The organism is Micromonospora sp. WMMD734, from assembly GCF_049178975.1.
Taxonomy (GTDB): domain Bacteria; phylum Actinomycetota; class Actinomycetes; order Mycobacteriales; family Micromonosporaceae; genus Micromonospora; species Micromonospora wenchangensis.
On sequence record NZ_JBMHMK010000001.1, the window covers coordinates 4948002 to 4969020 of the forward strand.

The following is a 21019-nucleotide window of genomic DNA, read 5'->3' on the forward strand; positions in this document are numbered from 1 at the left end:
CGCTGGTCAGGGGCCGTCGGCAGGTAGCAGGGCGAGAATAGTGTCCACGACCTGTTCGGGGTTGAGGCCGTGGCAGGCGACGACGTGTTGGCGCCACTGCTGCCGGTGCAGGTGGGTGGCGGCGTCGCGGTAGAGGGCGAGTTCTTTCTCGGGCGAGCCGGCCAGTTCCAGCCTGGTCAAGTGTGGTCTAGCTGCCAGGCGGGTGCGGATGACCTCTGGGTGGTCTTCGAGGTAGATGACGGTGGCGGGCAGGACGTAGCGGTTGTAGGACCAGATCTCGCCGAGGTCGAGGCCGTCGATGCGTTGCAGCACCAGCGAGGAGGCGACGTACCGGTCGGTGACGACGTGCAGTCCGTCGTCGAGCCGGGGGATGATCTCCGTTTCGATGTGCGCGGCGCGGTCGGCGGCCAGAGCGAGGGCCAGTGCCTTGCCATGCAGGAAGGATTCCTGGCGGCGCAGGAGCTGGCCCAGGGGCGTGCGGGTGGGCTCGCCGGTCAGGTGAACCCCTGCCGGTCCGAGTTCGGCGAGGCGGTCGGCCAGGCGACGGGCGACGGTGCTCTTGCCGACTCCGTTGGGGCCCTCCACGGCGATGAACAGGCTGCTCACCCCTTGGCCAGGGACAGCGGGAGCAGTCGACGGCCGGATGGGTCGGTGACGGGGCACTGCTCGGTATCGACATCGCCGATGCGGCCACCGGTGGCGATGACCGCGGCAGGGCAGCCCTTGCCGCACTGTCCGGCCAGTGCGCAGGAGCCGCAGGTCGGGTTGGCGCCGAGCCGGTAGCGGCCGTGGAAGTCGTAGGCGTCGAGGCCGGTGACAACCTCACTATCGAGGATGTTGCCGGTGAGGAACTCGGCATCGCGGTGCGCGGAGGCGGACGTGCGAGCGGCGAAGACCAGGTAGGGGCACACGGCGACCTGCCCGTCGACGAAGACGTAGATCAGTTTTCCCGCGTCGCATCCGCCCAGCGGCAGGTTCTCGTTGGGGAACCGGATGCGCACGAGGTCGACCTGGCCGGCGAAGCGGTCGGTCACGGCCGTGATGGCGTCCATCGCGGCCGTGGTGGCGGCGAGCTTACTGCGGCTCTTCACCCCCCGTCCGAAGGAGGACAGCGGGTTCATCAGCACGTACTCGGCGCCGACGTCGACGGCGAAGGCGCACAGGTCAGCGAACTCCTGCGGCACGGTCAGCGCGTTGGGCGTGGACAGCAGGCCCTTGAGGAGGCCGGCCTCGGCGAACTTGCGGGTGGTGGCGACGGTGGTGGCGAACGACGACCGGTCGCCGCGGAACTTGCCGTGGCTGTCGGGCCGGAAACCGTCAAAGGACACGTTGACGTGAACGTTGCCCAAGGCGGCCAAGGCGGCTATATCGGCGTCGCGGGTCAGCGTCGCGTTGGTGCAGATGCCCACCGGCAGTCCCTGATCGGCCACCGCCTGGCACATGGCGATCAGGTCGGGGTGGACGAAGGGCTCGCCCCCGGTGAGCGTGAGGCGTTCGACTCGGGCGTCGAGCAGCCGGGGCAACACTCGGGTGGTGAAGTCGCCCAGGAACAGGTCAGACCCGACTGCGGTCGAGGAGACGAAGCAGTGGGCGCAGTGCAGGTTGCACCGTTCGGTGATCTGCACCAACGCCTTGCGTCCATCCCCGCCGACGGAGGTGCGGAAGTAGCAGGACGAGGCGTGGGTGTCCACGATGAGGCGCTTCATAAGGATCTTCCCGCGGTAGTGAGATGAACTCCGGACGCGCCAAACGGGGCGGCGTCGAGCAGTTGCGCGGCAGCGTGCAGTTGGCGGTGCACGACCTGGGCGTGAGAGCCATCGGTATGGGGCCGGTGGTGGCCTGCGGCGGCCGTGGTCAGAAACCACCAGGCTGCCCACACGCGGTGCCATCCCAGCGCCCACTGAGCCGCCGGCAGGCCACCGCGGTCTGAGTGAGCGTCGGTGCTGCCGCCAGCCTCGACGTAGGCGCGGATCAGGCGGGTGAGTTGGGCGGGGTCTGCGGCGTCGCGGGTGCCGAACCAGGTGGCGAGGTCGAGCAGGCCTGGTCCGGTGAATGCTTTCGCCCAGTCGACGAGACGGCATCCCGCGCGGCTGACGTGCAGCGAGCTGCGGTGGAACTCGCCGTGGCACAGCCCGAAGGGTTCTCGCTCGGCGCCGTCGGCGCGTCTGCCCGCCACGGCTACCAGCCGCCGTAGCAGTTCCTCGGCCGCGCCGGAGTCGACGAAGCGGCCCTGGCGGTGCAGCTCGTCGAGTGCGGCGAGCGCCTGCTCGGGCAGGCGCGCCAGGGTCCGCTGGTCGAACAAGGGCAGCGTCGGCATCGGCGGGATGGCGTGGATTGCGCTGGCGGCGGCTGCGGCCTCGGCGATAGTTGCGGGACGGAGGGGGTCGCCGAGGTCGTCCATCAGCATGCCCAGTGCGTGCGGCCGTAGCGTGTAGCCGTGCAGATGGGGCACGGCGGCGCCGTGTTCGTTGAGGTGCCGTAGCACGGCGGCTTCGCCGGTGAACGGCGAGGTAGCGAGCTTGCAGATCACACTGCTGCCGTCGCCCAGGTGTAGCCGCTGCACTGTCGACAGCTCCCACTCCTGGATGACCTGCCATCCGGCCTGTTCGTGGCCGGCGGCGGTGAGCAGGTCACGGCGCAGTTGGTCCGCGAATGCGGCACCAATGGGGTTCATGGTTTGCTCGCTGCCTGAATGCCGGCGGCGGCTCTCTCGAGCAGGGCCAGCGCGGTGTCGAGGCGTGCCGACATCCCCGCCGGCACCCGGGGGTGGGCTGCCTGTTGAAAGGCCCGGAAGTGCGGCAGCAGCGTGAGCAGCGCTGGGCGCGGGCGGAGGAAGTTGGTGACGTCGCCGCTGGCATGCGCCCGTCGCAGCAGCGACGTCAGCGCGACGATCTTGTCGGCGGTCGAGGCGAGCAGTACCGGCAGGTCGTCGACGCGGATGGGCGGGTCCGGCGTGTCGAGGGCCCGGTGCTCGGCGTGTAGGGCGGCGATGATGCGCGGTACCTGCGCACCGTAGGCGACGGCGAGGACCTGGTAGATGTCCGGCGTGCGGGGCGCGAAGTCGGGGATGTCGTGCAGCAGCGCCGCCGCTATCAGATCCGGCGCCGGATGCGGTACATGATCGCCGATGGTCACCGCGACCCGGACCGCGTGGGCTAGTGCAGGGCGGTCGTCGATCACATGTCCGGCGCACCACCGCTGGGCGTCGCGTAGGGCGCGGTCGACGGTGGCGGCCCGGGGAGGGGATAAGACGGTCATGGCCTGATACCTCCTGGTTGCCGTAGCATCGGCGCCATGTCCGGGCCGCTACCGCAGTGGTGTGAGCAGACGTGCGTGGTGTGTCCCGCCCAGCAACTCGGGCCGGGCCAGTTCGACGTGGTCGACCGGCCCGGACCCGAGTTCGCCTACAACCCGGACATCGGATGGCGGGTCACCACCGAAGGCGTCGCGGTGTGTGTGCACCCGTACCGGGTCGGACTGCCGCCGGGCCGATACGCCTCACGCGGTGAGCCTGTCCCCGACCAGACCTCACGACCGGCGCCGACGCCTGCTTCCCTGGTGCTGCCTGCCGACCTGGTGGATCTGGAAGGCTGGCTCGTCGCCGTGCTGCGCGACGCCCCGGCGGAGCAGATCTTCGGTGCCGTTGCCCGCGCCGAGCGCCTCGCCGGCGAGAGGTTCGATCCGAGGCAGGTGGTGGCGGCCATGCGGCGGGTGTTGTCGGTGGAGCTGGCTAACCGCTGACCCCGACGGGCGCGGTCGCCGGGTCCGGTCGGCCGAAGTCGAAGTCGTGGCTGCGTCCGTCGCGTCCCAGGCCCGCGGCCTGGTAGTGGGCGTTGAGCTGGTTCAGGCGGCGGGTCACCTCGGCGGAGTCCAGCCAGTACCGCAGCGGCTGCGGCCCCCAGCCCGCGGCGGCGTAGTACGCGTCGGTCAGGCAGCCGCGGGTGTAGGTGAACTCCTCCAGCTCCGTGGCGTGCGGGAACGTGACTCCCAGGTCGCGCTGCATCCGGGACATCAGGGTGAACTGGGCCAGCACGGCGTGGATCATCTCGTCGACCGGCGCCGGCACCAGCAGCTCCGCGGCCTCCTCGTCGCCGCCGGACAGCTCGAACACCGCGGCCTTGAGCGCGAGAACGCGCATCGCCTCGGTCAGCAGCGGGCCCGCGTCCCGTTCCAGGGACCACCGGCTGATCGCCGGGTACCCAGTGAACGTCGCCCAGCAGCTGGAGTACTTCATCGACGAACTGCGGAGCCGCTTGGACGACGAGTGGCGTGTGATCAGGTCAAGGATCTCGGCGGCTCGGCGACCGACCTCAGCCGGTTCGGGCATGGATCGTGGGGCCATGGCACATCCCTCCTACGGGAGCGTTGGGCACAGGCAGGCGAACCAGCCGGCGGTCGGCTCGCCCGACACCGATGTCCGCGCCGCTGGCGCTCACGGTGATGCCCCATTAACGGCCGCGTGCGCGGATGTCGATAACCCGATGCCTTGACCTCTGACAAAGCTCCGACATTGACCTGCCCAGACCGTGAATTGCCCGGCGGCCGAAAGCCATGATGCAGCGTGTCAGTACGCGATATGCGTCGCCTGCGGCAGGGTGTGATAGCCGCCATCCAAGAAGGCTGATGTCGGCGGATTGTCAGACGTCGACGGGAAGGCTTACCGACATCGACCGACTTCGCCTTTAGTCACTCTCGTCGCCGGTGGCGCGTGGCGCGTCCCGGACTGAACACGTCGCGGCCCAAATGCCGGCATCCGGTGCCTCGATGAAGCACGTGCCGACGACCTATTGATCAACTGAAAGGATCCCGGATGTTGGATCAGCACGATCTAGAGCGTTACGGCTACCGGCAGGAGCTGGCGCGCCAACTGCGGTTCCGGGACCTGCTGGCCTATGGGCTGGTGTACATGGTGCCGATCGCGCCGATGGCGATCTTCGGCAGCGTGTACGCCGGCTCCGGCGGGATGGTGGCCCTGGCGTACGCGGTCGGTGTGGTCGCGCTGGTGTTCACCGCGTTCTCGTACGCGCAGATGGTGAAGGCGTTCCCGATGTCAGGCAGCGTCTACAACTACGCCGGTCGGGGCATCAGCGCGCCGGTCGGGTTCCTGGCCGGCTGGGTGATCCTGCTCGACTACGTGCTCGTACCGGGCCTGCTGTATCTCGTGGCGTCGGTGGCGATGCACTCCACCGTGCCGGCCGTGCCGGTGTGGCTGTGGTTGCTCGGGTTCGTCGCGGTCAACACGGTCGTCAACTCGGTGGGGATCCGGATGACCGCGATGGTGACCCGGGTGATGCTCGTCGGCGAGCTGATCGTCCTGGCGATCTTCCTCGCCGTCGCCGGCTGGGCCCTCGCAACGGGCAGGGGCCAGTTCAGCTGGGATGCGTTCTACAACGCCGACACCTTCACCTGGTCCCTGGTAGCGGGAGCGGTGTCGATCGCGGTGCTGTCCTTCCTCGGCTTCGACGGCATCTCCATGCTGGCTGAGGAGACCAAGGGTGGCTCCCGGCAGATCGGCCGGGCGATGGCCGCCGTGCTCGTCCTGGCCGGCGTGCTGTTCATCGCGCAGACGTGGCTGGCCGCGATGCTCGTCCCCGAGCCGGCCTCGCTGCTCAGTGACGGGGATCCGAACGGCACCGCCTTCTACGACGCCGCGCAGGTGGCTGGCGGAGGCTGGCTGGCGACGTTGTGCGCGGTCGCGACCGCGATCGCGTGGGGCCTGCCGAACTCGATGGTCGCGCAGGTCGCCACGTCCCGGCTGCTGTACGCGATGGCCCGGGACCGGCAACTGCCCGGCTTCCTGGCGAAGGTGTCGATCCGCCGCAACGTGCCGATCAACGCGACCCTGCTCACCGGCGCCGTGTCCCTCGCGCTGGGCCTGTACATGGCCACCCGCGTCGACGGGATCACGCTGCTGTCGTCGCTGATCAACTTCGGGGCGATGGTCGCGTTCCTGGTCCTGCACGTCTCCGTCGTCGTGCACCACCTCATCCGCCAGCGCAGCCGTAACTGGTGGGCGCACCTGGTCATGCCCGGTATCGGCTTCGTGATCCTCGCCTACGTGGTGGTCAACGCGAACATCGCCGCGCAGCGTCTCGGTCTGGCCTGGCTCGCCCTCGGCATGGTCGTACTCGCCGGCCTGTACCTGACCGGCCGCCGGCCCGCCCTGTCGGGTCTGGCGCCCACGCAGCCGCAGGCCCGCCACGTCGAGCGGGTGTGACGACCATGGAGACGATCACCTACCGTCCCGCCCGCGACGAGCTGGCCTACACCTTCGGCGGGCGGATGCCGGTGGCCCACGTCCGCTCCGGCGACGTGCTGCAGGTGCACACCGAGGACTGCTTCGGCGGGCTCGTCCGCGGCCCGGCGGACTTGCCGTCGCAGGTGTGCCGCATGCCCTACCTGAACCCGGTGTCCGGGCCGTTCTTCGTCGAGGACGCCGAGCCAGGCGACACCCTCGCCGTCCACCTCGCCTCGATCGTTCCGGCCCGCGACTGGGGAGTCTCCTCGACGTTCCCGCACTTCGGGGCACTGACCTCCACCTCACATACGGCGACCCTGCAGCCGCCTCTCGATGAGCGGGTGTGGGTGTACGACATCGACCAGCAGGCCGGCACGGTCCGCTTCCACGCCACCGACAGCGACCACACCGTCGACCTGCCGCTGGACCCGATGATCGGCACCATCGGCGTGGCGCCGGGCGGTTTCGAGGCGCGTTCGACCATCGTGCCCGACAGCCATGGCGGGAACCTCGACACACCGGAGCTGCGCGCCGGCACCACCCTGTACCTGGGGGTGAATGTGCACGGGGCGATGCTCGCCCTGGGCGACGGCCACGCCCGCCAGGGGGAGGGTGAGGTCTGCGGCGTCGGGGTGGAGATCGCCACGACCACCACCCTGATCATCGAGGTCATCAAAGGCGTTCCGACGGTGTGGCCCCGCCTGGAGACTGACACGTCGATCATGTCAGTCGGCTGCGCCCGCCCCCTGGAAGACGCGTACCGGGTCGCGCACCGCGACATGGTCTGCTGGGTGGGTGACCTCACCGGCCTGGAGCAACTCGACGCCTACCAGTTGGTGTCGCAGGCGGGACGGGCGCCGATCGGCAACGTCTGCGACCCGAACTACACGGTCCTCGCCGCCGTCGACAAGCTGCTTCTTCCGCAGCCGCAGGCCGTCTACGGCGGGGTGCACGCCCGCCTGCGGCAGCACGCCGGCGGGCCACGGTAGGGGACGGGATCCAGATGACCTCGTCCATACCGCAGTTGCCGTTGCGAGACGAGTTGTTCCTGTTGGGCCACGACGACGACACCGGCCACCCGCACATCCACCGCCAGGCCCTCGCCCTCGGCCTGGCTGGTGCGGTGCTGATCGACCTGTTCCTGGCCGGGCGGATCGCCCTTGACACCACCGACGACACCGGGCCGGGCGGGGAGCAGCGGCTGTGGCTGCACCTGGACCGGCCGGTCGGTGATCTGATCGCCGACACCGCCCTGGCCTCCATCCGCTACGCCCACCCGACCCCGCCGCTGCGGGGGTGGCTGCGCGGGTTTGCCGACGACTTGTACGACCGCACCCGCGCAGGACTGCACGCCGGCGGGATCCTGCGCCACGACGTGCGTCGCCGCCTCGGTGGGCTCGCCCGCACCGACCGCTACCTGCCCGCCGACCTCAAGTGGCCGGTCGTCGCCCGCGCCCGGCTGCACTACATCGCCGCCGGCCGTGACCAGCCCGACAACCACACCGCCGCCCTCGGCGGCCTCGTTGCGACCCTCGGCCTAACCAACCACCTGTACCTCGCCGACGACATCGCCGCCCTCACCGTGCAGCTACGCACCATCGCCGCGCAGCACCACCAGCAGGTACGCGACATCACCGCCGCGGTCGACGCCGCTGTCGGTGACCTCGCCACCGCCACCTACCGGTGAGTCCTCACTACCCCACTCGCTTCCGCTGCCCTTGGAGAGACACCTCATGCACGTTGTTCCGCGTATCCGTGCCGCCCGGTGGGCGGACAAGGACCTGGTCGCCGCGCTGATCGCCGACGCCCTGCATGCCGGGCCGCTCGCCCAGTGGCTGGTGCCCGATCCGGCCTGCCGGCGGCGGATCCTGGCCGACGTGGCGGTCATCTGGGTGGAACACGCCATGTTCTTCGGCGACATCCAGATCACCGACGACCTGAGCGCCGCCGCGATGGGGTTTCACCGCTACCGCAGCATCCCGCCCCCGCCGAACTACCACAGCCGACTGGCCGACGCCGCCGGCCCGCACGCGCGGCAGTTCGAACTCCTCGACCAGATACTCACTCAGGTCCGACCCACCGAACCCCACTACCACCTGGCATTTCTCGCCATCCCTCCCGCCGCCCAACGGCGTGGTGTCGGCACGGCGATGCTCACCCACCACGAGAGCCGCCTCAACCGCATCGACATGCCCTCCTGGACCGAAACCACGCCCGACAGCCAGGACGTGTACCGCCGGTACGGCTACCTCCCGAGACCCGCACTCACCCTGCCCGACGGGCCGGTCCTCGCCCCGATGCGCCGCAACCCTCACCCGATCCGCGGCGCCTGGCCCGTGAACACCGCCAAGCCGGCGACCGTCACCGCCCCGGCACGCGCGCAGTCCGACGCCCAACGCTAGGCCCTGGGTTTCGGCGGCCAAGTCGCAGCTCGCACCACATCTCTCTGTCGCCGCCCCGCGTCGCCGCCCACCATCTGCGCTGGGCCCACATCGGGGCGTTCAAGCCGGTCGCCCGCCCGTAGAGGGAGGGCAGCGGCGACCGACGTGGCCGGCGACGACAGCCCCCCACTGTCGTCGCCGGCCACACCCTCCGCTCACATGCGCCGTCTGCGGGTCGTACGAACTGCACAAACCCGGCGCTGCTCCCGCCACCTGAACGCATACATGATCCCTAGGAAGGAGTGCCGATGCCGACGCGGACGACAGTCCTCCCCGCGTGGACACCCGCCTTCGTCGCCGAGGTCGTCGCCGCGACCATCGAACACGCCGCCGTCCACGGCCTGCACCAAGCGCCCCGGGGCGTTGCCCGCAGCCACCACCTGTCGCCGGCGACGGTTGAGGAATGGGTCTCGCGGGCCCGCGCCGTGCAGGCCGCGCCCGTGCCACCCGGCCTCCTGGCCTGCCACACCTGCGCGCGATCCATGATCCTCATCCATCTGCCCGGCAGCGGCAGGGTCTACCTGTGCGCGCCGTCCTGCGGGCGCACACCGGTGTCGGCCGAGGAGATCCGCGACGCCGTCGCCGCAGTGATCCTGCACCGTACCCCCCACCTCGTCCCAACCGGCAAGACGACTCAGGCCGCCTCCTACGCGCTCGGCCCCATCCAACGCGTCACCGTCGGCGCGACCGGCACAGACCTGCACATCACCTGGAGAGCCGTCTCCCTACAAGTCACCGGCCCGATGATGGCCATGGCCCAGCGTCTACACCTAGCCCAGCGCCACGCCGCCGACAACAAGCCCGAGCGTGCCATCGACGTCCTGCACAGCGGGCTCCTGCACATCGACCCCACCAGCGGCAGGCTCGCCCTGGACACCGCGACCGCCCGCGCCGCCGCGCTCCTGGCCACCCTCACCCTTACCAGCGGCGACCCAGCCGCCGCGCTCCCCTGGGCCCAGTGGGGACACCGCAGCCTGCGCCACCTCCTCCGAGACCCCACCAACCCGGAAGTCCGCGCCGCCCTGCGCGTCCTGGCCGCCGCGCACCGCGCCGCCGGGAACCTCACCGCCGCCGCCGACTGCTACAGCGACCTCATCCGCCACCACACCCAAGCCGACGGACCCTACGCACTACCAACCCTCGCCACCCAAGCCACCCTCGCCGTCGTCCTGTACGAACACGGCCGCCAGGAACCGGCGCAGCAACTCCTCGCCCGCACCATCGCCGACCACCGCCGTGTCCATCCCCACCACCCCGCCATCGCGCGCATGGCAGCCGCCCTGTACCGCATGCACACCACAGCTACCGGCCCGCCGGGTCATCCCACGCGCATCGCATCGCCCGCCACGCCCGGCGCCAGCTAGACCGCCCGCACCTGACCACCCACCACCGGGACAACTTGCCTGGGCGCACTCGCGCCGAGCAGCAACACCACCCGGACGCGGGATGACCGCTGTTCGGTCCGCAGCCAGCCCAGAACGGTCCGTGCCAGCGAGAACGCTTCGGCTCAGCTCCTCGAACGGCTCGGGGAGGTTTCCCGCTTCGGCAGAGCCCCGGCTAGCTCAGGCCCTGTCGAAGGGGCATAGATCGCTGGCGCCCGTCGGGCGCCCGCTGCCCGATTTCACGGACTGGCTGGAAGGGCATCGTGGTTTCGGCGCGGCGCCGTGTACAGCGCGGTGACGTAATTGTCGATCGCCGTCGCGCCGGGCTGGCGGGCGACCACCTCGGCGACGCCGTCGAGGAACGCCTCCCGCTGGTCAGTGCTCAACTCGCGTACGTTCGGGAAGGTCCCCCACAGCCCCCGCGCGTCGTGCGGGGTCAGTCGGTGCTCCCAGCGGATCATCTCGACCTGGACGGGGTCGAACCAGTCACCTGCCCGCAGTTCCGCCGTGCGCTCGGCGACCCGCAGCGGCGCTGGCACACCGGCAGGGCCGCGCCCTTGCCCCGGTAGCCATCGTCGGTACACCGCGTCCAGCTCCGCGCGCCAGGGCGGGCTACGGTCGGGATCACCGAAGACCGTCCACCACACCGCCAGCCCTCCGCCCGGCCGCACCAGGCGGGCCAGCCGTCGCACCGCCGCGCCCGCGTTCAGCCAGTGGAAGGCGGTGGCGCAGACGGCCAGGTCGAAGGTGTCGTCGGGCAGCGGCACGGTGGTGAAGTCGCCCTCGACGACGGTCACGTCGCGGCCGGTCAGGTTCGTTCGCAGCCGGGCCGCCAGCCGGCCACCGAGTTCCACCGCCAGCACCGACGCACCGGCGTCCACGAGGGGGCGGGTCACCTGCCCGGTTCCAGGTCCGATCTCCAGGACGCGCGCACCCGGTCGCAGCCCGCGCTCGGCAAGCACCTCGTACACCCGCGGCGGGTATCCCGGCCGAGCCGCCTGGTAGTTGTCCGGGTCCTCGTCGAAGCTGCCCCGCCGGCTCAGCAACTGGTCGTCACCGCTCACGTCGCGAGCGTATTCCCTCGGGCGACCGGGGCCAGCCCGGCCGCACGCGGTCGTCCGCTGCCGCTTCGCCGAGAGTGGGTTTCACCCTGCCTTGCGGCGTTTCTGGTTGATCTTCTTCGCGACGGCATCGGCGGCGTCCTGGTGCATCCGTTTGGTGACGCTTTGGTAGGTGTCGCGGGTCAGGGTTGTGGTGGAGTGGCCGAGTTGCTCGGAGAGGACCTTGATGTCGATGCCGGCGTCGAGGGCGATGGTGGCGGCGCTGTGGCGCAGGTCGTGCAGCCGGATCGGGGGCATCCCGGCCTTGCGGACGAGCTTGCGGAACCGTTGGGTGACGGCGTTGGGGTGCCACGGCTTTCCGTCGGGGCGGACGAAGAACAGGCCGGTGTCGGGCCATGTGTCGCCGGCGGCGAGTTGCCAGGCGGCGCGGCGGGCCTTGTAGGCGGTGAGGACTTTGGTCGTGTCGGTGTCGAGGGCGACGTCGCGGTTTCCGGCTCTGCTCTTCGGTGGTTTCTGCACGGCGGTGTAGCCGTGGGTGGCGATCTGGTTGTTGATGGTGGTCTCGCGGCGGTGCAGCCGCACCTCGCTGTCCCGCAGGCCGCACGCCTCGCCACGGCGGGGTCCGCGGTAGGCCATGTAGTGCCACATGGGGTGCAGGTCGGGGGCATGAACGGCGGCGTAGTCGAGGAACTCCACGACCTGGGAGTCGGTCCAGACCAGCACCGGTCCGGGGACCTCGCCGGTGGCCTTCCACCGTTGCACGCGTTCGTCCTCCCACACGATTGGTAGGGGCCGGTCGGCGGGGACCTTGACCAGGGCGGCGGGGTTGGCGCCGACGATGAGTTCGTCGGCGAGGGCATCGTTGATCGCTTTGCGCAGACAGGCGCGGATGCGCTGGCGTGTGCTGGCACCGGTGGGTCGCACGCCGGTGACCGAAGCGCGGATGACTGGGTCGATGCTCGCCTTCGCGGCGCTGATCTCGTCGTTGCGGCGCTCGATGGCGGCGAACATGGCGCGGATGTGGGTGGTGCGCAGCTTGTCCAGTGGGATGTCGCCCAGGTGTGGGATCAGGTGGACCCGCGTGATCGATTCGTAGCCGCGCTGTGTGTTCGCGTCGATTGTGAGGTGGGTCAGCCATCCGGTGAGGTACTCAGCGACGGTGGGCATGTCGGCGAGCGTGCCGTCGCCGCGCAGCCGCTGGCGGATGCGGTCGACCTCGGGCAGGGGGCGTTTGGCGCGTACGGCGGTTTGCAGCAGGTCGGCGATCTCGGTACGGCGGCGCCGGTCACCGTTGGCGAGGGCGAGCAGGTCGCGGGCGTGGTCGAGTTCGTCGGCGGCGGCACGGCGGGTGGGAAAGCTGGAGCGGCGTAGCTGTCGGCGCCCGCCGTCGGTGGTGGGTGGTAGTTCGAGCTGGTAGGCCCAGTGGCCGTGGTCGGAGCTCCAGGCGCGGTTCGCGCGGCGTAGTTTCGGGCAGTCGTTTCCCAGTGGCTTGCCGGTGTCGGGGTGGCGGCAGCCGCAGCGCTTGAAAATGCTTCCGTCTGGCATCGGTGGTGGTGCTCCCGTTCGTCTGGGTGGTGGGGCATCGGTTTGGTCGATCGACATCCACGCGTGACCGGCGGGCAGGATCAAGTCGCTGCGGTTCCAGGTCCGGTGGGTGGTCCATGCGCTGGGGCCGGTAAGGGGCGCAAGTCAGATGCGCCCTGCTGGGGAGTCTGGGATCCTGTCCGGTTCGCGTCAGATCGGGCATGGAGGACGGCCAATGGTGGCGGCAGATGACGTGGCGAGGGGCCGAGTGCGGCGTCCACAGCTGCACGCGGCAGTGGGCCAGTTGATGGCGGCGGTGCTCGGCGACTTGGCCGCTCGCGACGGCGTGCCGGTGTTCGCGACCGTTCCCGACTTCGGCGAGTGGCACCGCCTCGGGCAGGAGTCGTTCGTCGCGATCCGCCGCGGTGTCTGGCAGATGCCGGCTCGGGTCACCGATTACCGGTTCTTGGACACCTTCGCCGAGATCGGGGCGGTGCGGGCCGTCGTGGCCGCCGATGAGGTGCTGCGTGAGCGGGTGGATTGCCTGGTCGGGGTGGAGTTCGCCCTCACGCTCCGGCAATTGGGGTGGACGCTGGTGCAGCATGTCCTGGAACCCATGGTTGCCGCCGTCGGGGGTTACCGGTTCGACCAAGAGGCATTCGACGCCGCGTACAGCAGGCTGGAGGACGGTTTGCTGGCCACGCGGGCGCGGCTGGTCGAGGTGGTTCCGCTCAACGCCTTCACCCCCACCGCGGGTATCGAGGCGGTCACGTTGCCGGACGGCCTGGTGCTGCAAGCGATGAGCGACCGGCAGGTGAGCGCCGCGATCGGCTGCCTCGCGGTGCCGGTCGCCTTCGCGGGCGGCCCGAATTCGGTGACCGTGTCGCGGTTCCACCAGTGGGCCCTGACCCGCTGCACCTCGTACCCGGTGTGCTCGGCCATGGACGTACCCGCCCAACCGGCGGCGCTGAATTCTGGCGCGCTGGTCGAGCCAGCCAGCCGCCTGGTGACGGCGCTTCGGCTGGTGTGCGGTGGGTCCGTCACCGCGACTCGGGCGATCCGCTGCCCAGCGGACGACGACTTTCCCCAGGGCCTGGGGCCGACGGCGTCACTGTCGGCGCTACCCGCCTTCGACGAGGAGCGACCGACGATCCTTGGGCGAGAGCAGGTGGAGGCGGTGCGCGAGGTGTACGGCCTCCTCGCGCATCCCGCGGTTCGGGAGAACCGGGGTTTGCAGACCGCGCTGCGCCGGCTGGTCATGGCGGGGGCCGACCGGGTGCCGACCGACCGGCTTATCGACCTGATGGTCTGCGCCGAAGTGCTGTTCATCAAACTGCCGGGCCTGCCAGCGGATCCCCGTAAGCAGGACAAGATCGTTGACGGAGCGAACGCGCTCCTGGCGGACGACCCTGTCCTGCAGGCACCGCCCGAGCGGCTCGAGGCCCTCCTGCGTCTGGGATACCGGCTCCGCAACGACGAGATGCACGGTGACGACCCGAGCAGGCGGGAATTGCGCACCCTCACCGGCCAGCCGACAGATGACCTGTCAGCGGTCGTGGATGACCTCGAGCGGGTGTTGCATCGCGCCCTGGTCCGGCTCCTCTCCGGCGTCGTCGAGCAGTAGTGGGCGGCTGCACCGGCACGGCATACGGAGCCGCGCATTGGGCGTCCTACCCGCTGCGGGGTCACGGCGGAGGGCTGCAGCCCGTGGTGTCCCTGTCCCCGCCCGACTACCCGCCGTCCTGGTCGGCACCCGCCCCGCCGGTGTCACCAGCTGTCGGTACCGGCGGGGACTCGAGGTGCAGTTTCCGCAGGATCGGGGCGGTCGGGACGCGGTAGTACGCGCCGGCTCGGAACAGTGGCACCGGGAAGGCGTCTCGGGCGGCCAGCTTGTAGGCCGCCGAGCGGGAGATGCCGAGGATGGCGGCGGCGGTGGCGAGGTCCGTGGTCGCCCCGAGCGCCAGGATGCGCTCGGTGGTCCAGGTACAAGTTGCGTCGTCGCTGTCGGGGTTGGCGGCGGGGGTGAGGTTGCGGGTTCGTCGTGCTGATCGCATGGGCTTGACTCCTAGTCTCGGACCGCCAGCCGCAGGGGCGGTGGGGTCCTGGGTTTCAGATAAGGGCTGGCTCTCCCGCAGGCGGCATCGCCGTCACGTCGGACTGGCGGTGCCGCCTGCGGAGCGAGGCCGTGGAGGCACGGAGCACGCCGATGCTGGTTAGCGGGATCTCACTGGCACCCTGGCCTCAACCGGCGCCATCACTGGCCACATCAATAGGCCAAGGACCTTCTGCCGTTACCACCTGTGTGGGCACAGCAGCAGCCGCAGGGCGGCGGCGGCCTGTTGGGGAACGACGCCGTTGCCGAGGACCCGCAGCGCGCGCGTGCGCGGCAGCCCCAGGTCGGGGCCGGTGACATGGCCTGGGTTGAGGCCCATGAGCCACTCCACAAACGGCGGCGCGAGGACGGGCTTGCCGTGCCGGCCGATCTGCGTGGGTGCCGGTGCGGGCCGGCCGAGCAACAGCTCCCAGCGGGCGACTGCGTCGGCGTAGGCGCCCCACCGCTGCTCGTCGGGCTGCCCGAGCCCAGCAACGGTGGTGCGCAGGTCCGCGCCACCGTCGCCATGCCGCCCGGGACCGCACCCGTCGGACACGCGCGGGGTGGGCAGGAGCCGGGTCGGGACACGCACCGCCGCGGAAGGGAGAGTCAGGTCGCCGTGTGAGCCGCGCTGCCCAGGGCAACCTTTCTCGCCGTCGGTGGCCCGTGGGGTGGGCAGGAGCACCTGGGATAGCGGGGGCCGAAACCCAGCCCCCGCACGTCGTCCGGGCGTCCCGGTGTCACTCGCCCTGGGGGTGGGCAGCAGACGCGCGCCGTCGGCCCGCGCATGCCGGTGCTCAACGTCGCGTGCGCTGCGCCCTGCGGTGGAGGTGGGTAGGAGGCCGTGGGTCGAGCCTGACGGTTCGATGAGGTCGGGCAGCCCGTACGGAAGGCCGGGTCCTTTGCCGTCACGGGCGCACGGTGTCGGCAGCGTCCGCACCTCCTCCCACTCGTCCGGCGGGTGCGGCCAGCAGGAACAGCCGGTCGCGGCGGTGGGCGGCGCCGATGTCGGACGCCCGTAGGCACGTCCACCTCGTGTCGTACCCGATCTCGGCCAGGTCGGCTTCGACAACGTCGAAACCTCGCCGCAGGAGCGCGGCGACGTTCTCCACGAACACGAGCGGCGGTCGAAGCACGCGAACGGCGTCAGCGACGGCACTCCACAGGCTGGAGTGCTCTCCGGTGATGCCAGCGCGCTTGCCGGCGTTGGAGATGTCCTGACACGGGAACCCGGCCGTGAGAACGTCGACCGGTCCAACGCGGGTCCAGTCGACGACGCGGATGTCACCGAGGTTGGGCACGCCGGGCCAGTGGTGGGCACAGACGGTGCGGGCGTGCCGATCGGTTTCGGCGTACCAGGTGAGGTGGCCGCCGAGCACCAGCTCGACGGCCATGTCGAGACCGCCGTAGCCGGTGCACAGCGATCCGATGCGCGGTGCGGGTCGATGGTCAATCACGCACCTCCCCGGCGTCGAGCGTCGGAGTCTCACCGCGCGCGGCCAACCGCAGAAGGCAGCAGCTGCGCACTCCCGCCGCGCGGCTCGGGTGGCGGTGGGCAGGCGCACTCACGCGACCACCCCTCCCCCGAGGGTGTCCCCCAGGCTTCCTGAACCCGAGTCGGTCTGGCTCTTGATGAACACGAGGACGTCCTCGTGGGCGATCAGGTGCATGGGAGTGCCGGCGGCCCGCGCCTTACGGACCGCCTGCAATTGGAAGAACGACGGCCGGGCGACGAGACCGCCGTCGCGGACGGCGGCGAGCAGCGCCACGCACCGGTCGACGGGGGTGAGGCCCGCCCGGATGCCGGCGCCGATGACGGCCGACGGCAGGTCGACCAGTTCGCCGTGCTTGCGCCACGGTCGGGCGGTCACGACGACGACCCCACCTGGCTTGAGGAGGGTGTGGCAGCCGGCGAGGATCTGGGCGAACCCGTCGGCGAGGCCGGTGAGGTCGCGGTAGGCGAGGTTCCCGCGGTCGGTGCCGTCGTTGTAGGCGTTGTCGAACTTCGCCACCCCGTCGGCGCCGGGCCGGACCAAGCCGTGCACGGTCGGCCCGTACGGCGGCGACGTCACCACCAGCGCCACCTGCCCGGCCAAGGCCGCCGGCACCAGCGACAGGATGCGGGTGGCGTCGCCGCGGATGACGCCGGCGCGGCCGGTCGCACCCTGGGTGTGGGCGTGCTTGATGTTGGCGTCGGCGATGTCGGACCAGCGTGACTCGTACTCGACCCCGATCGCGTCCCGGCCGGCGTGGATCGCCTCGACCAGGGTGGTGCCGATCCCACACATCGGGTCCAGCACCAGGTCCCCGGGCTTGGTGTAGGCGGCGACGGCGTGCGCGGCGATCGCCGGGAGCATCCGCGCCGGGTGCTGCACCGACTCACGGACGTACCGGCCGCGGCGCTGGACTGGTCCGGTGGCCTGCGCGGTCGCCCACACCGACAGGCCCTCCGGGCCGGGAGCAGCCCGATGCCGTCCGACGGAGTGGGTGCTCGTGGCGGCAGTCGTCGTGTTCTGCTCGTCGGGCTCGTTGGCGGTGGTGTGCGCGCGGTGCTTAGCCACGGCGACCACCGCTCTCACGCCCATCGGCCCGGCGCGGGGCCGGGCGCTGGGTCTGGCTGAACACCATCAGGTCCGCGTGGACCCGCAGGTGCGCCACCCGCCACCGGTCGCTCACGGCGGTGGTGAGGGCGAGCAGTTCCTCGTCGGTGACGTGGTAGACGAACGCGTCCCCGTCGGTGTCGGCGGTGACCGCGACAAGGTGCTGCAGGTAGCCCAGCCCGACGCCAGCGGCGGCCTGGACCACGCCGGAGAAGTCCTCCGGGCCGGCGGTGGTGCCGGCCGGGACGGTGACGACGAGGATCAGGCAGCCGCCCGGCTGCAGCAGCTGGGCGCAGGCGGCCAGCAGCCACGCCAACCGGACCCGGTTGGTAGCGGCGTTGAGGTCGAGGGGCCAGCAGGCGACCACGAGACTGGTTGCCTGCTGCAGGGAGCCGCCGGACGGCAGGCCGGCGCCCGTGTCGGCCGGTGGGTGCAGGTCCGGGTCGGTGAGGTCGTCCCCGAACCAGGCGCCCATCTCCGGCAGGTCCTCCTCCTCGTCCGCGTCGCCGGTGATCCCGCTGGCGAGCGGGACGGGAGTGGCCGGGCCGATGATCAGGCTGGACGCGTCGGTGAACCACGCCGGGTGGTGCCGGCGGGCCCCGGCCGCACAGGCGGAGGTGAGGGCGTGGTCGGTGGTGAGGTCGACGACCGCCTCACCCGGGCGGCTGTAGGCGGCGATGAGGCGGTCGGCCAGCCGGGTGCCGATGCTGCGTCCGGCGTCGCCCGGGGTCCGGGCGGTGCGCCAGACGGTGAGCGGTACCGGCGGGTCGCCGGCGACCAGGTCGGTCGGGGTCGGGTCAACATCGGCGTCAGGGCCGGTGTCGACGGTGGGATCGGGATGCGGGTTGTGGTGCTGCGGCGTGTGCTCGCTCATGTGGTGTCGGCTCCGCGCCGCGCCGTGCTGCGCTGACACCCTCAAACCGGTGTTTGTGAGCTGTGGCGAACACCTGCCGATCTCACGGGAATCTCACGAATGTCTGACAGCCGCTTCCTGTCCGCTCGGCTGGCCTCGGGAACGCGGGATGATCCGGCGGTCGCCGGCTCGACCGGGCCGGGGTCGGCGTCGTGAGATCGTCAGAGCGATCGGCCACCCGGCTGTCAGACACGCACGGTCACGACCACCTCGACCATGACAGCGACCTGCATCGATGACACAGGGGCGCTGGCCGGTCTTGTCAGATCGCCGTCCGATGTCCCGGACGGCGGCGGCGTCTGTCCTGACGGCGGCGGCGTCACGGAGGACACCGGTGGTGGATTGTCATCGGAGGCGGTGGCCGTGTCAGACCGTCCCCACGCCGGGCGAACGCTGTCAGACGGCGCGCCACCGCGGCGCGCGGGGTTGACGATGACATTCGGCTGCAGTGTCAGCCTGTCGCGATCTGACACCGTGCCGCCCGCGGCGCGCTGTTAGACGCTGTGAGATCGGCTGGGTCCCCGTTGTCAGACCCCTCGGCCGGTGTCGTGTCCCTCGCGGCCTTGTCCCGCGCCCTTCGCCTCCTGTCGTGTCAACGCGCAGGTCAACGCGGTGTTGTCAGAACGGTGTCGCGCGCCGGCGTCGGTCGTCAGTCAGCGGGTGGTCGGTGGCGGCTGGTGCTGTCGAGCCGAGGATTCATGCCTGCTGGCCTGCGTTGTCAGGGGCCGGTGAGACCGAGGTGGCGCAATGGCGGTCAGGCGCGCCGGCCGCATACCTCCGGCCGTCATCGACATTCGTCTCTGACATGGGAGTTCGTGACATGACCGCGTCCGCCAAGGACTGGCCCGACTCGCCGCTGGACGCCGTGGACACCGCGTTCGCCGGCCTGACCTGTGACCCCGATCCGTTGTCACTGGACCTCGACCCGCTGGCCGATCAGCTCGGCGATGACAGTGGTCTGCCCGGCGGTGTCATCGCTCTGCCGGCGTTGCGGCAGTGGCTGCTGGAGCACCCCCGCGCCTACACGGCCCGTGACGTCGTGTGGCGGGAGCTGGTCCGTCGCGCCCGTCTCGACGGTCCCGCCTGGGTCATCGCCGCGGTCGCCCTGGCGATGCCGGCGCTGCGCCGCTACGCCGGACGGCTGCACACGGGCTGGGCCGGTGACGCTCACGACCTGGACGCTGAGATCCTCACCGGCTTCCTGGGCGCCCTACGTGACCGGGTCGACCTGGCCAAGCCTGCGCCGTACGCGGCGCTGTGCATGGCCGCGTGGCGGGCCGGCCACGAGCTGCGGCAGCGGGACGGCGCCGAGGCCGTTCCGGTGGACAACCTCGAACACGTCACCGGCCCCCGCACCCCGAAGCGTCCTTACGGCCATCCGGACCTCCTCGTACGCCGGGCCGTCGAGTTGGGCATCGTCGACGCCTGCGACGAACAGCCCTACATTGACGTGCGGCTGGGCCACCGGGCCATCGAACCCATCGCCGCCTGCCTCGGCTTGGAGGTCGACACGCTGCGGCGGCGCGTCGAGCGCATCGACGTCCGCATCGCCGACGCGCTGGCCGCCGGGATGCTCACCGAGGCGACCTCACCCCGGGCGCGGAAAGACCTCAGCGCGGCGGCCGAGCGACGGCAGCACATCCGGGCCGCCCGCGGCGGCAGCGCACGGCATCCTGTGGCGCGGGTGACGCTGGCAGCCGCCTGACCGCCGACCATCCCGCAGGCTCTCCCGACGCGGGCCCGACCATCTGGCCGGGCCCGCGAGCGCGTACGGCGAACCCCTCGCGCCGCACCACTTCGACCGGCTCCCACCCTGGTGCGGGAAGGGCCGTCGTACTCACTTTCGGGCGGCCCGTCGGATCTCTCACGGATCTCACAGCGGCGCCCACGAGGAGTTGAGGCGGCGGCTGTGAGACCCCGGCGCCGACGCCGACGGCGAGGTCCGCCACCAGCGGCATGATCGTCGGACAGCCGCTAACCAGGGCTGTCAGAGGTTCGTGAGGTCGTGTCGGAGCGCTGTGGGATCGGCAGGTGTTCGCCACAGCTCACAAACGCCGGTTTGAGGGTGCGGAACTCCTCCGACGCCACCACGGCGTCACGCAGGGGGTTGATTCCGCCCGCCGCCGGGCCGGGAGGCCGGGTCGGCACGGGACCGGGTGCCTCGGGTGCCGCGCCACGTTGATGCGCTGACACCTCATCGATCATCGCCAACCCGAACGGGAGGACGAGCTCCTCCCGAGGCTCACCACGGTTCCCGGCCGACGTGCGTCTTCCGAGCCCGGCGGCGGCTCTCCGCCCACCGCTTCGACGAATCGCCCCGGCTGCAAGCCGGGGCGGGAGGTGCAGCCATCATGTTCCGCCCGCTGTTGGCACGTTCACGTGCCCTGACCACCGCCCTCTCCCACGCACCGATGACGACCCGCGCGCTTCGCCTCGTCGCCCGGGTCGCCGCGCCCGCTGCGGCGGCGGCTGTGGTGACGCTGGCCGTGCCGGCCGTCGCTTACGCCGACCCGGGCGGCCCGGTCGTCTTGGCCGCCAACGACCTGCCCACCGTCATCGCCAACCTGCAGACCTGGGTGATGGGCATCCTGGCCGCCGTCGCCACCCTGTTCCTGGTCCTGGCCGGCGTGTACTGGGCCACCGCCGGCGGCGACCCGGCCCAGGTCGACAAGGCCAAGGGCGCACTGAAGAACGCCCTGATCGGCTACGGCCTGGCCGTACTCGCGCCCATCCTGCTGGAGGTCGTCCAGGGAATCGTCGGAGGCTGA

Annotated in this window: 21 protein-coding genes; 9 read left to right on the forward strand and 12 right to left on the reverse strand. The window is 71.0% G+C overall.

Annotated features, from left to right (window positions below; all coding sequences use genetic code 11):
- Positions 1-6 precede the first annotated feature (6 nt).
- The 4 genes from tmk to ACN267_RS21165 are packed head-to-tail and all read right to left on the reverse strand — an operon-like array spanning position 7 to position 3180.
- The gene (tmk, locus tag ACN267_RS21150; RefSeq protein ID WP_421489453.1) at positions 7-606 is read right to left on the reverse strand and encodes a dTMP kinase; all 600 of its coding nucleotides are present in this window, start codon (positions 604-606) and stop codon (positions 7-9) included.
- Positions 603-1706 (reverse strand): radical SAM protein, encoded by a 1104-nt coding sequence (locus ACN267_RS21155; RefSeq protein WP_421489454.1) that lies wholly within the window; start codon positions 1704-1706, stop codon positions 603-605. Before ACN267_RS21155 ends, tmk begins: the two co-directional genes overlap by 4 nt.
- On the reverse strand, positions 1703-2674 hold the full coding sequence (locus ACN267_RS21160) for an aminoglycoside phosphotransferase (protein WP_421489455.1): 972 nt from the start codon (positions 2672-2674) through the stop codon (positions 1703-1705). Before ACN267_RS21160 ends, ACN267_RS21155 begins: the two co-directional genes overlap by 4 nt.
- Positions 2671-3180 (reverse strand): metal-dependent phosphohydrolase, encoded by a 510-nt coding sequence (locus tag ACN267_RS21165; protein WP_421489456.1) that lies wholly within the window; start codon positions 3178-3180, stop codon positions 2671-2673. Before ACN267_RS21165 ends, ACN267_RS21160 begins: the two co-directional genes overlap by 4 nt.
- A 114-nt stretch (positions 3181-3294) precedes the next feature.
- Between ACN267_RS21165 and ACN267_RS21170 the strand changes: the two genes are divergently transcribed.
- Positions 3295-3741 (forward strand): hypothetical protein, encoded by a 447-nt coding sequence (locus ACN267_RS21170; protein WP_421489457.1) that lies wholly within the window; start codon positions 3295-3297, stop codon positions 3739-3741.
- Here the strand turns inward: ACN267_RS21170 and ACN267_RS21175 are convergent.
- Entirely contained in the window at positions 3731-4342 is a 612-nt protein-coding gene (locus ACN267_RS21175) for a hypothetical protein (protein WP_421489458.1), read from the reverse strand. The genes ACN267_RS21170 and ACN267_RS21175 overlap by 11 nt on opposite strands.
- Before the next feature lie 468 nt (positions 4343-4810).
- On the opposite strand from ACN267_RS21175, the gene ACN267_RS21180 reads away from it, so the two are divergent.
- The 5 genes from ACN267_RS21180 to ACN267_RS21200 all read left to right on the forward strand — a co-directional run bounded on the left by ACN267_RS21180 (position 4811) and on the right by ACN267_RS21200 (position 10043).
- Positions 4811-6217: an APC family permease gene (locus ACN267_RS21180; protein WP_421489459.1), complete on the forward strand. Its 1407-nt coding sequence runs from the start codon at positions 4811-4813 to the stop codon at positions 6215-6217.
- A complete protein-coding gene (locus ACN267_RS21185) occupies positions 6214-7227 on the forward strand; it encodes an acetamidase/formamidase family protein (protein ID WP_421489460.1) in 1014 nt (337 codons plus the stop codon). The genes ACN267_RS21180 and ACN267_RS21185 overlap by 4 nt, the downstream gene beginning before the upstream one ends.
- 14 nt (positions 7228-7241) lie before the next feature.
- Complete coding sequence (locus tag ACN267_RS21190) at positions 7242-7925, forward strand: GOLPH3/VPS74 family protein (protein WP_421489461.1); 684 nt, start codon at positions 7242-7244, stop codon at positions 7923-7925.
- A 46-nt stretch (positions 7926-7971) separates the two neighbouring features.
- Positions 7972-8640, forward strand: a complete 669-nt coding sequence (locus ACN267_RS21195; protein WP_421489462.1) for a GNAT family N-acetyltransferase — start codon at positions 7972-7974, stop codon at positions 8638-8640.
- A 287-nt stretch (positions 8641-8927) separates the two neighbouring features.
- Positions 8928-10043, forward strand: coding sequence for a tetratricopeptide repeat protein (locus ACN267_RS21200; RefSeq protein WP_421489463.1), 1116 nt, complete (start codon positions 8928-8930; stop codon positions 10041-10043).
- 257 nt (positions 10044-10300) lie between these two features.
- Here the strand turns inward: ACN267_RS21200 and ACN267_RS21205 are convergent, their stop codons facing one another.
- Both ACN267_RS21205 and ACN267_RS21210 read right to left on the reverse strand, forming a co-directional pair.
- Complete coding sequence (locus tag ACN267_RS21205; protein WP_387257067.1) at positions 10301-11125, reverse strand: class I SAM-dependent methyltransferase; 825 nt, start codon at positions 11123-11125, stop codon at positions 10301-10303.
- 81 nt (positions 11126-11206) lie between these two features.
- Positions 11207-12667, reverse strand: coding sequence for a site-specific integrase (locus tag ACN267_RS21210; RefSeq protein ID WP_421490466.1), 1461 nt, complete (start codon positions 12665-12667; stop codon positions 11207-11209).
- Positions 12668-12941: 274 nt separating this feature from the next.
- Between ACN267_RS21210 and ACN267_RS21215 the strand changes: the two genes are divergently transcribed.
- A complete protein-coding gene (locus ACN267_RS21215) occupies positions 12942-14270 on the forward strand; it encodes a hypothetical protein (protein WP_421489464.1) in 1329 nt (442 codons plus the stop codon).
- A 106-nt stretch (positions 14271-14376) separates the two neighbouring features.
- Here ACN267_RS21215 and ACN267_RS21220 read toward each other — a convergent pair whose 3' ends face one another.
- The 5 genes from ACN267_RS21220 to ACN267_RS21240 form a co-directional block, all read right to left on the reverse strand.
- Positions 14377-14700: a DNA-binding protein gene (locus tag ACN267_RS21220; RefSeq protein WP_421489465.1), complete on the reverse strand. Its 324-nt coding sequence runs from the start codon at positions 14698-14700 to the stop codon at positions 14377-14379.
- Positions 14701-14937: 237 nt separating this feature from the next.
- Entirely contained in the window at positions 14938-15330 is a 393-nt protein-coding gene (locus ACN267_RS21225; protein WP_421489466.1) for a hypothetical protein, read from the reverse strand.
- Positions 15331-15646: 316 nt separating this feature from the next.
- Positions 15647-16228, reverse strand: coding sequence for a DNA cytosine methyltransferase (locus ACN267_RS21230; RefSeq protein WP_421490467.1), 582 nt, complete (start codon positions 16226-16228; stop codon positions 15647-15649).
- 75 nt (positions 16229-16303) lie between these two features.
- Positions 16304-17308 (reverse strand): DNA methyltransferase, encoded by a 1005-nt coding sequence (locus ACN267_RS21235; RefSeq protein ID WP_018792206.1) that lies wholly within the window; start codon positions 17306-17308, stop codon positions 16304-16306.
- Positions 17292-18212 (reverse strand): hypothetical protein, encoded by a 921-nt coding sequence (locus ACN267_RS21240; protein WP_421489467.1) that lies wholly within the window; start codon positions 18210-18212, stop codon positions 17292-17294. The genes ACN267_RS21235 and ACN267_RS21240 overlap by 17 nt, the downstream gene beginning before the upstream one ends.
- An 859-nt stretch (positions 18213-19071) precedes the next feature.
- Here ACN267_RS21240 and ACN267_RS21245 point away from each other — a divergent pair.
- Both ACN267_RS21245 and ACN267_RS21250 read left to right on the forward strand, forming a co-directional pair.
- Positions 19072-19956, forward strand: coding sequence for a hypothetical protein (locus ACN267_RS21245; RefSeq protein WP_421489468.1), 885 nt, complete (start codon positions 19072-19074; stop codon positions 19954-19956).
- Between the two features lie 706 nt (positions 19957-20662).
- Positions 20663-21019: a pilin gene (locus ACN267_RS21250; protein ID WP_377522555.1), complete on the forward strand. Its 357-nt coding sequence runs from the start codon at positions 20663-20665 to the stop codon at positions 21017-21019.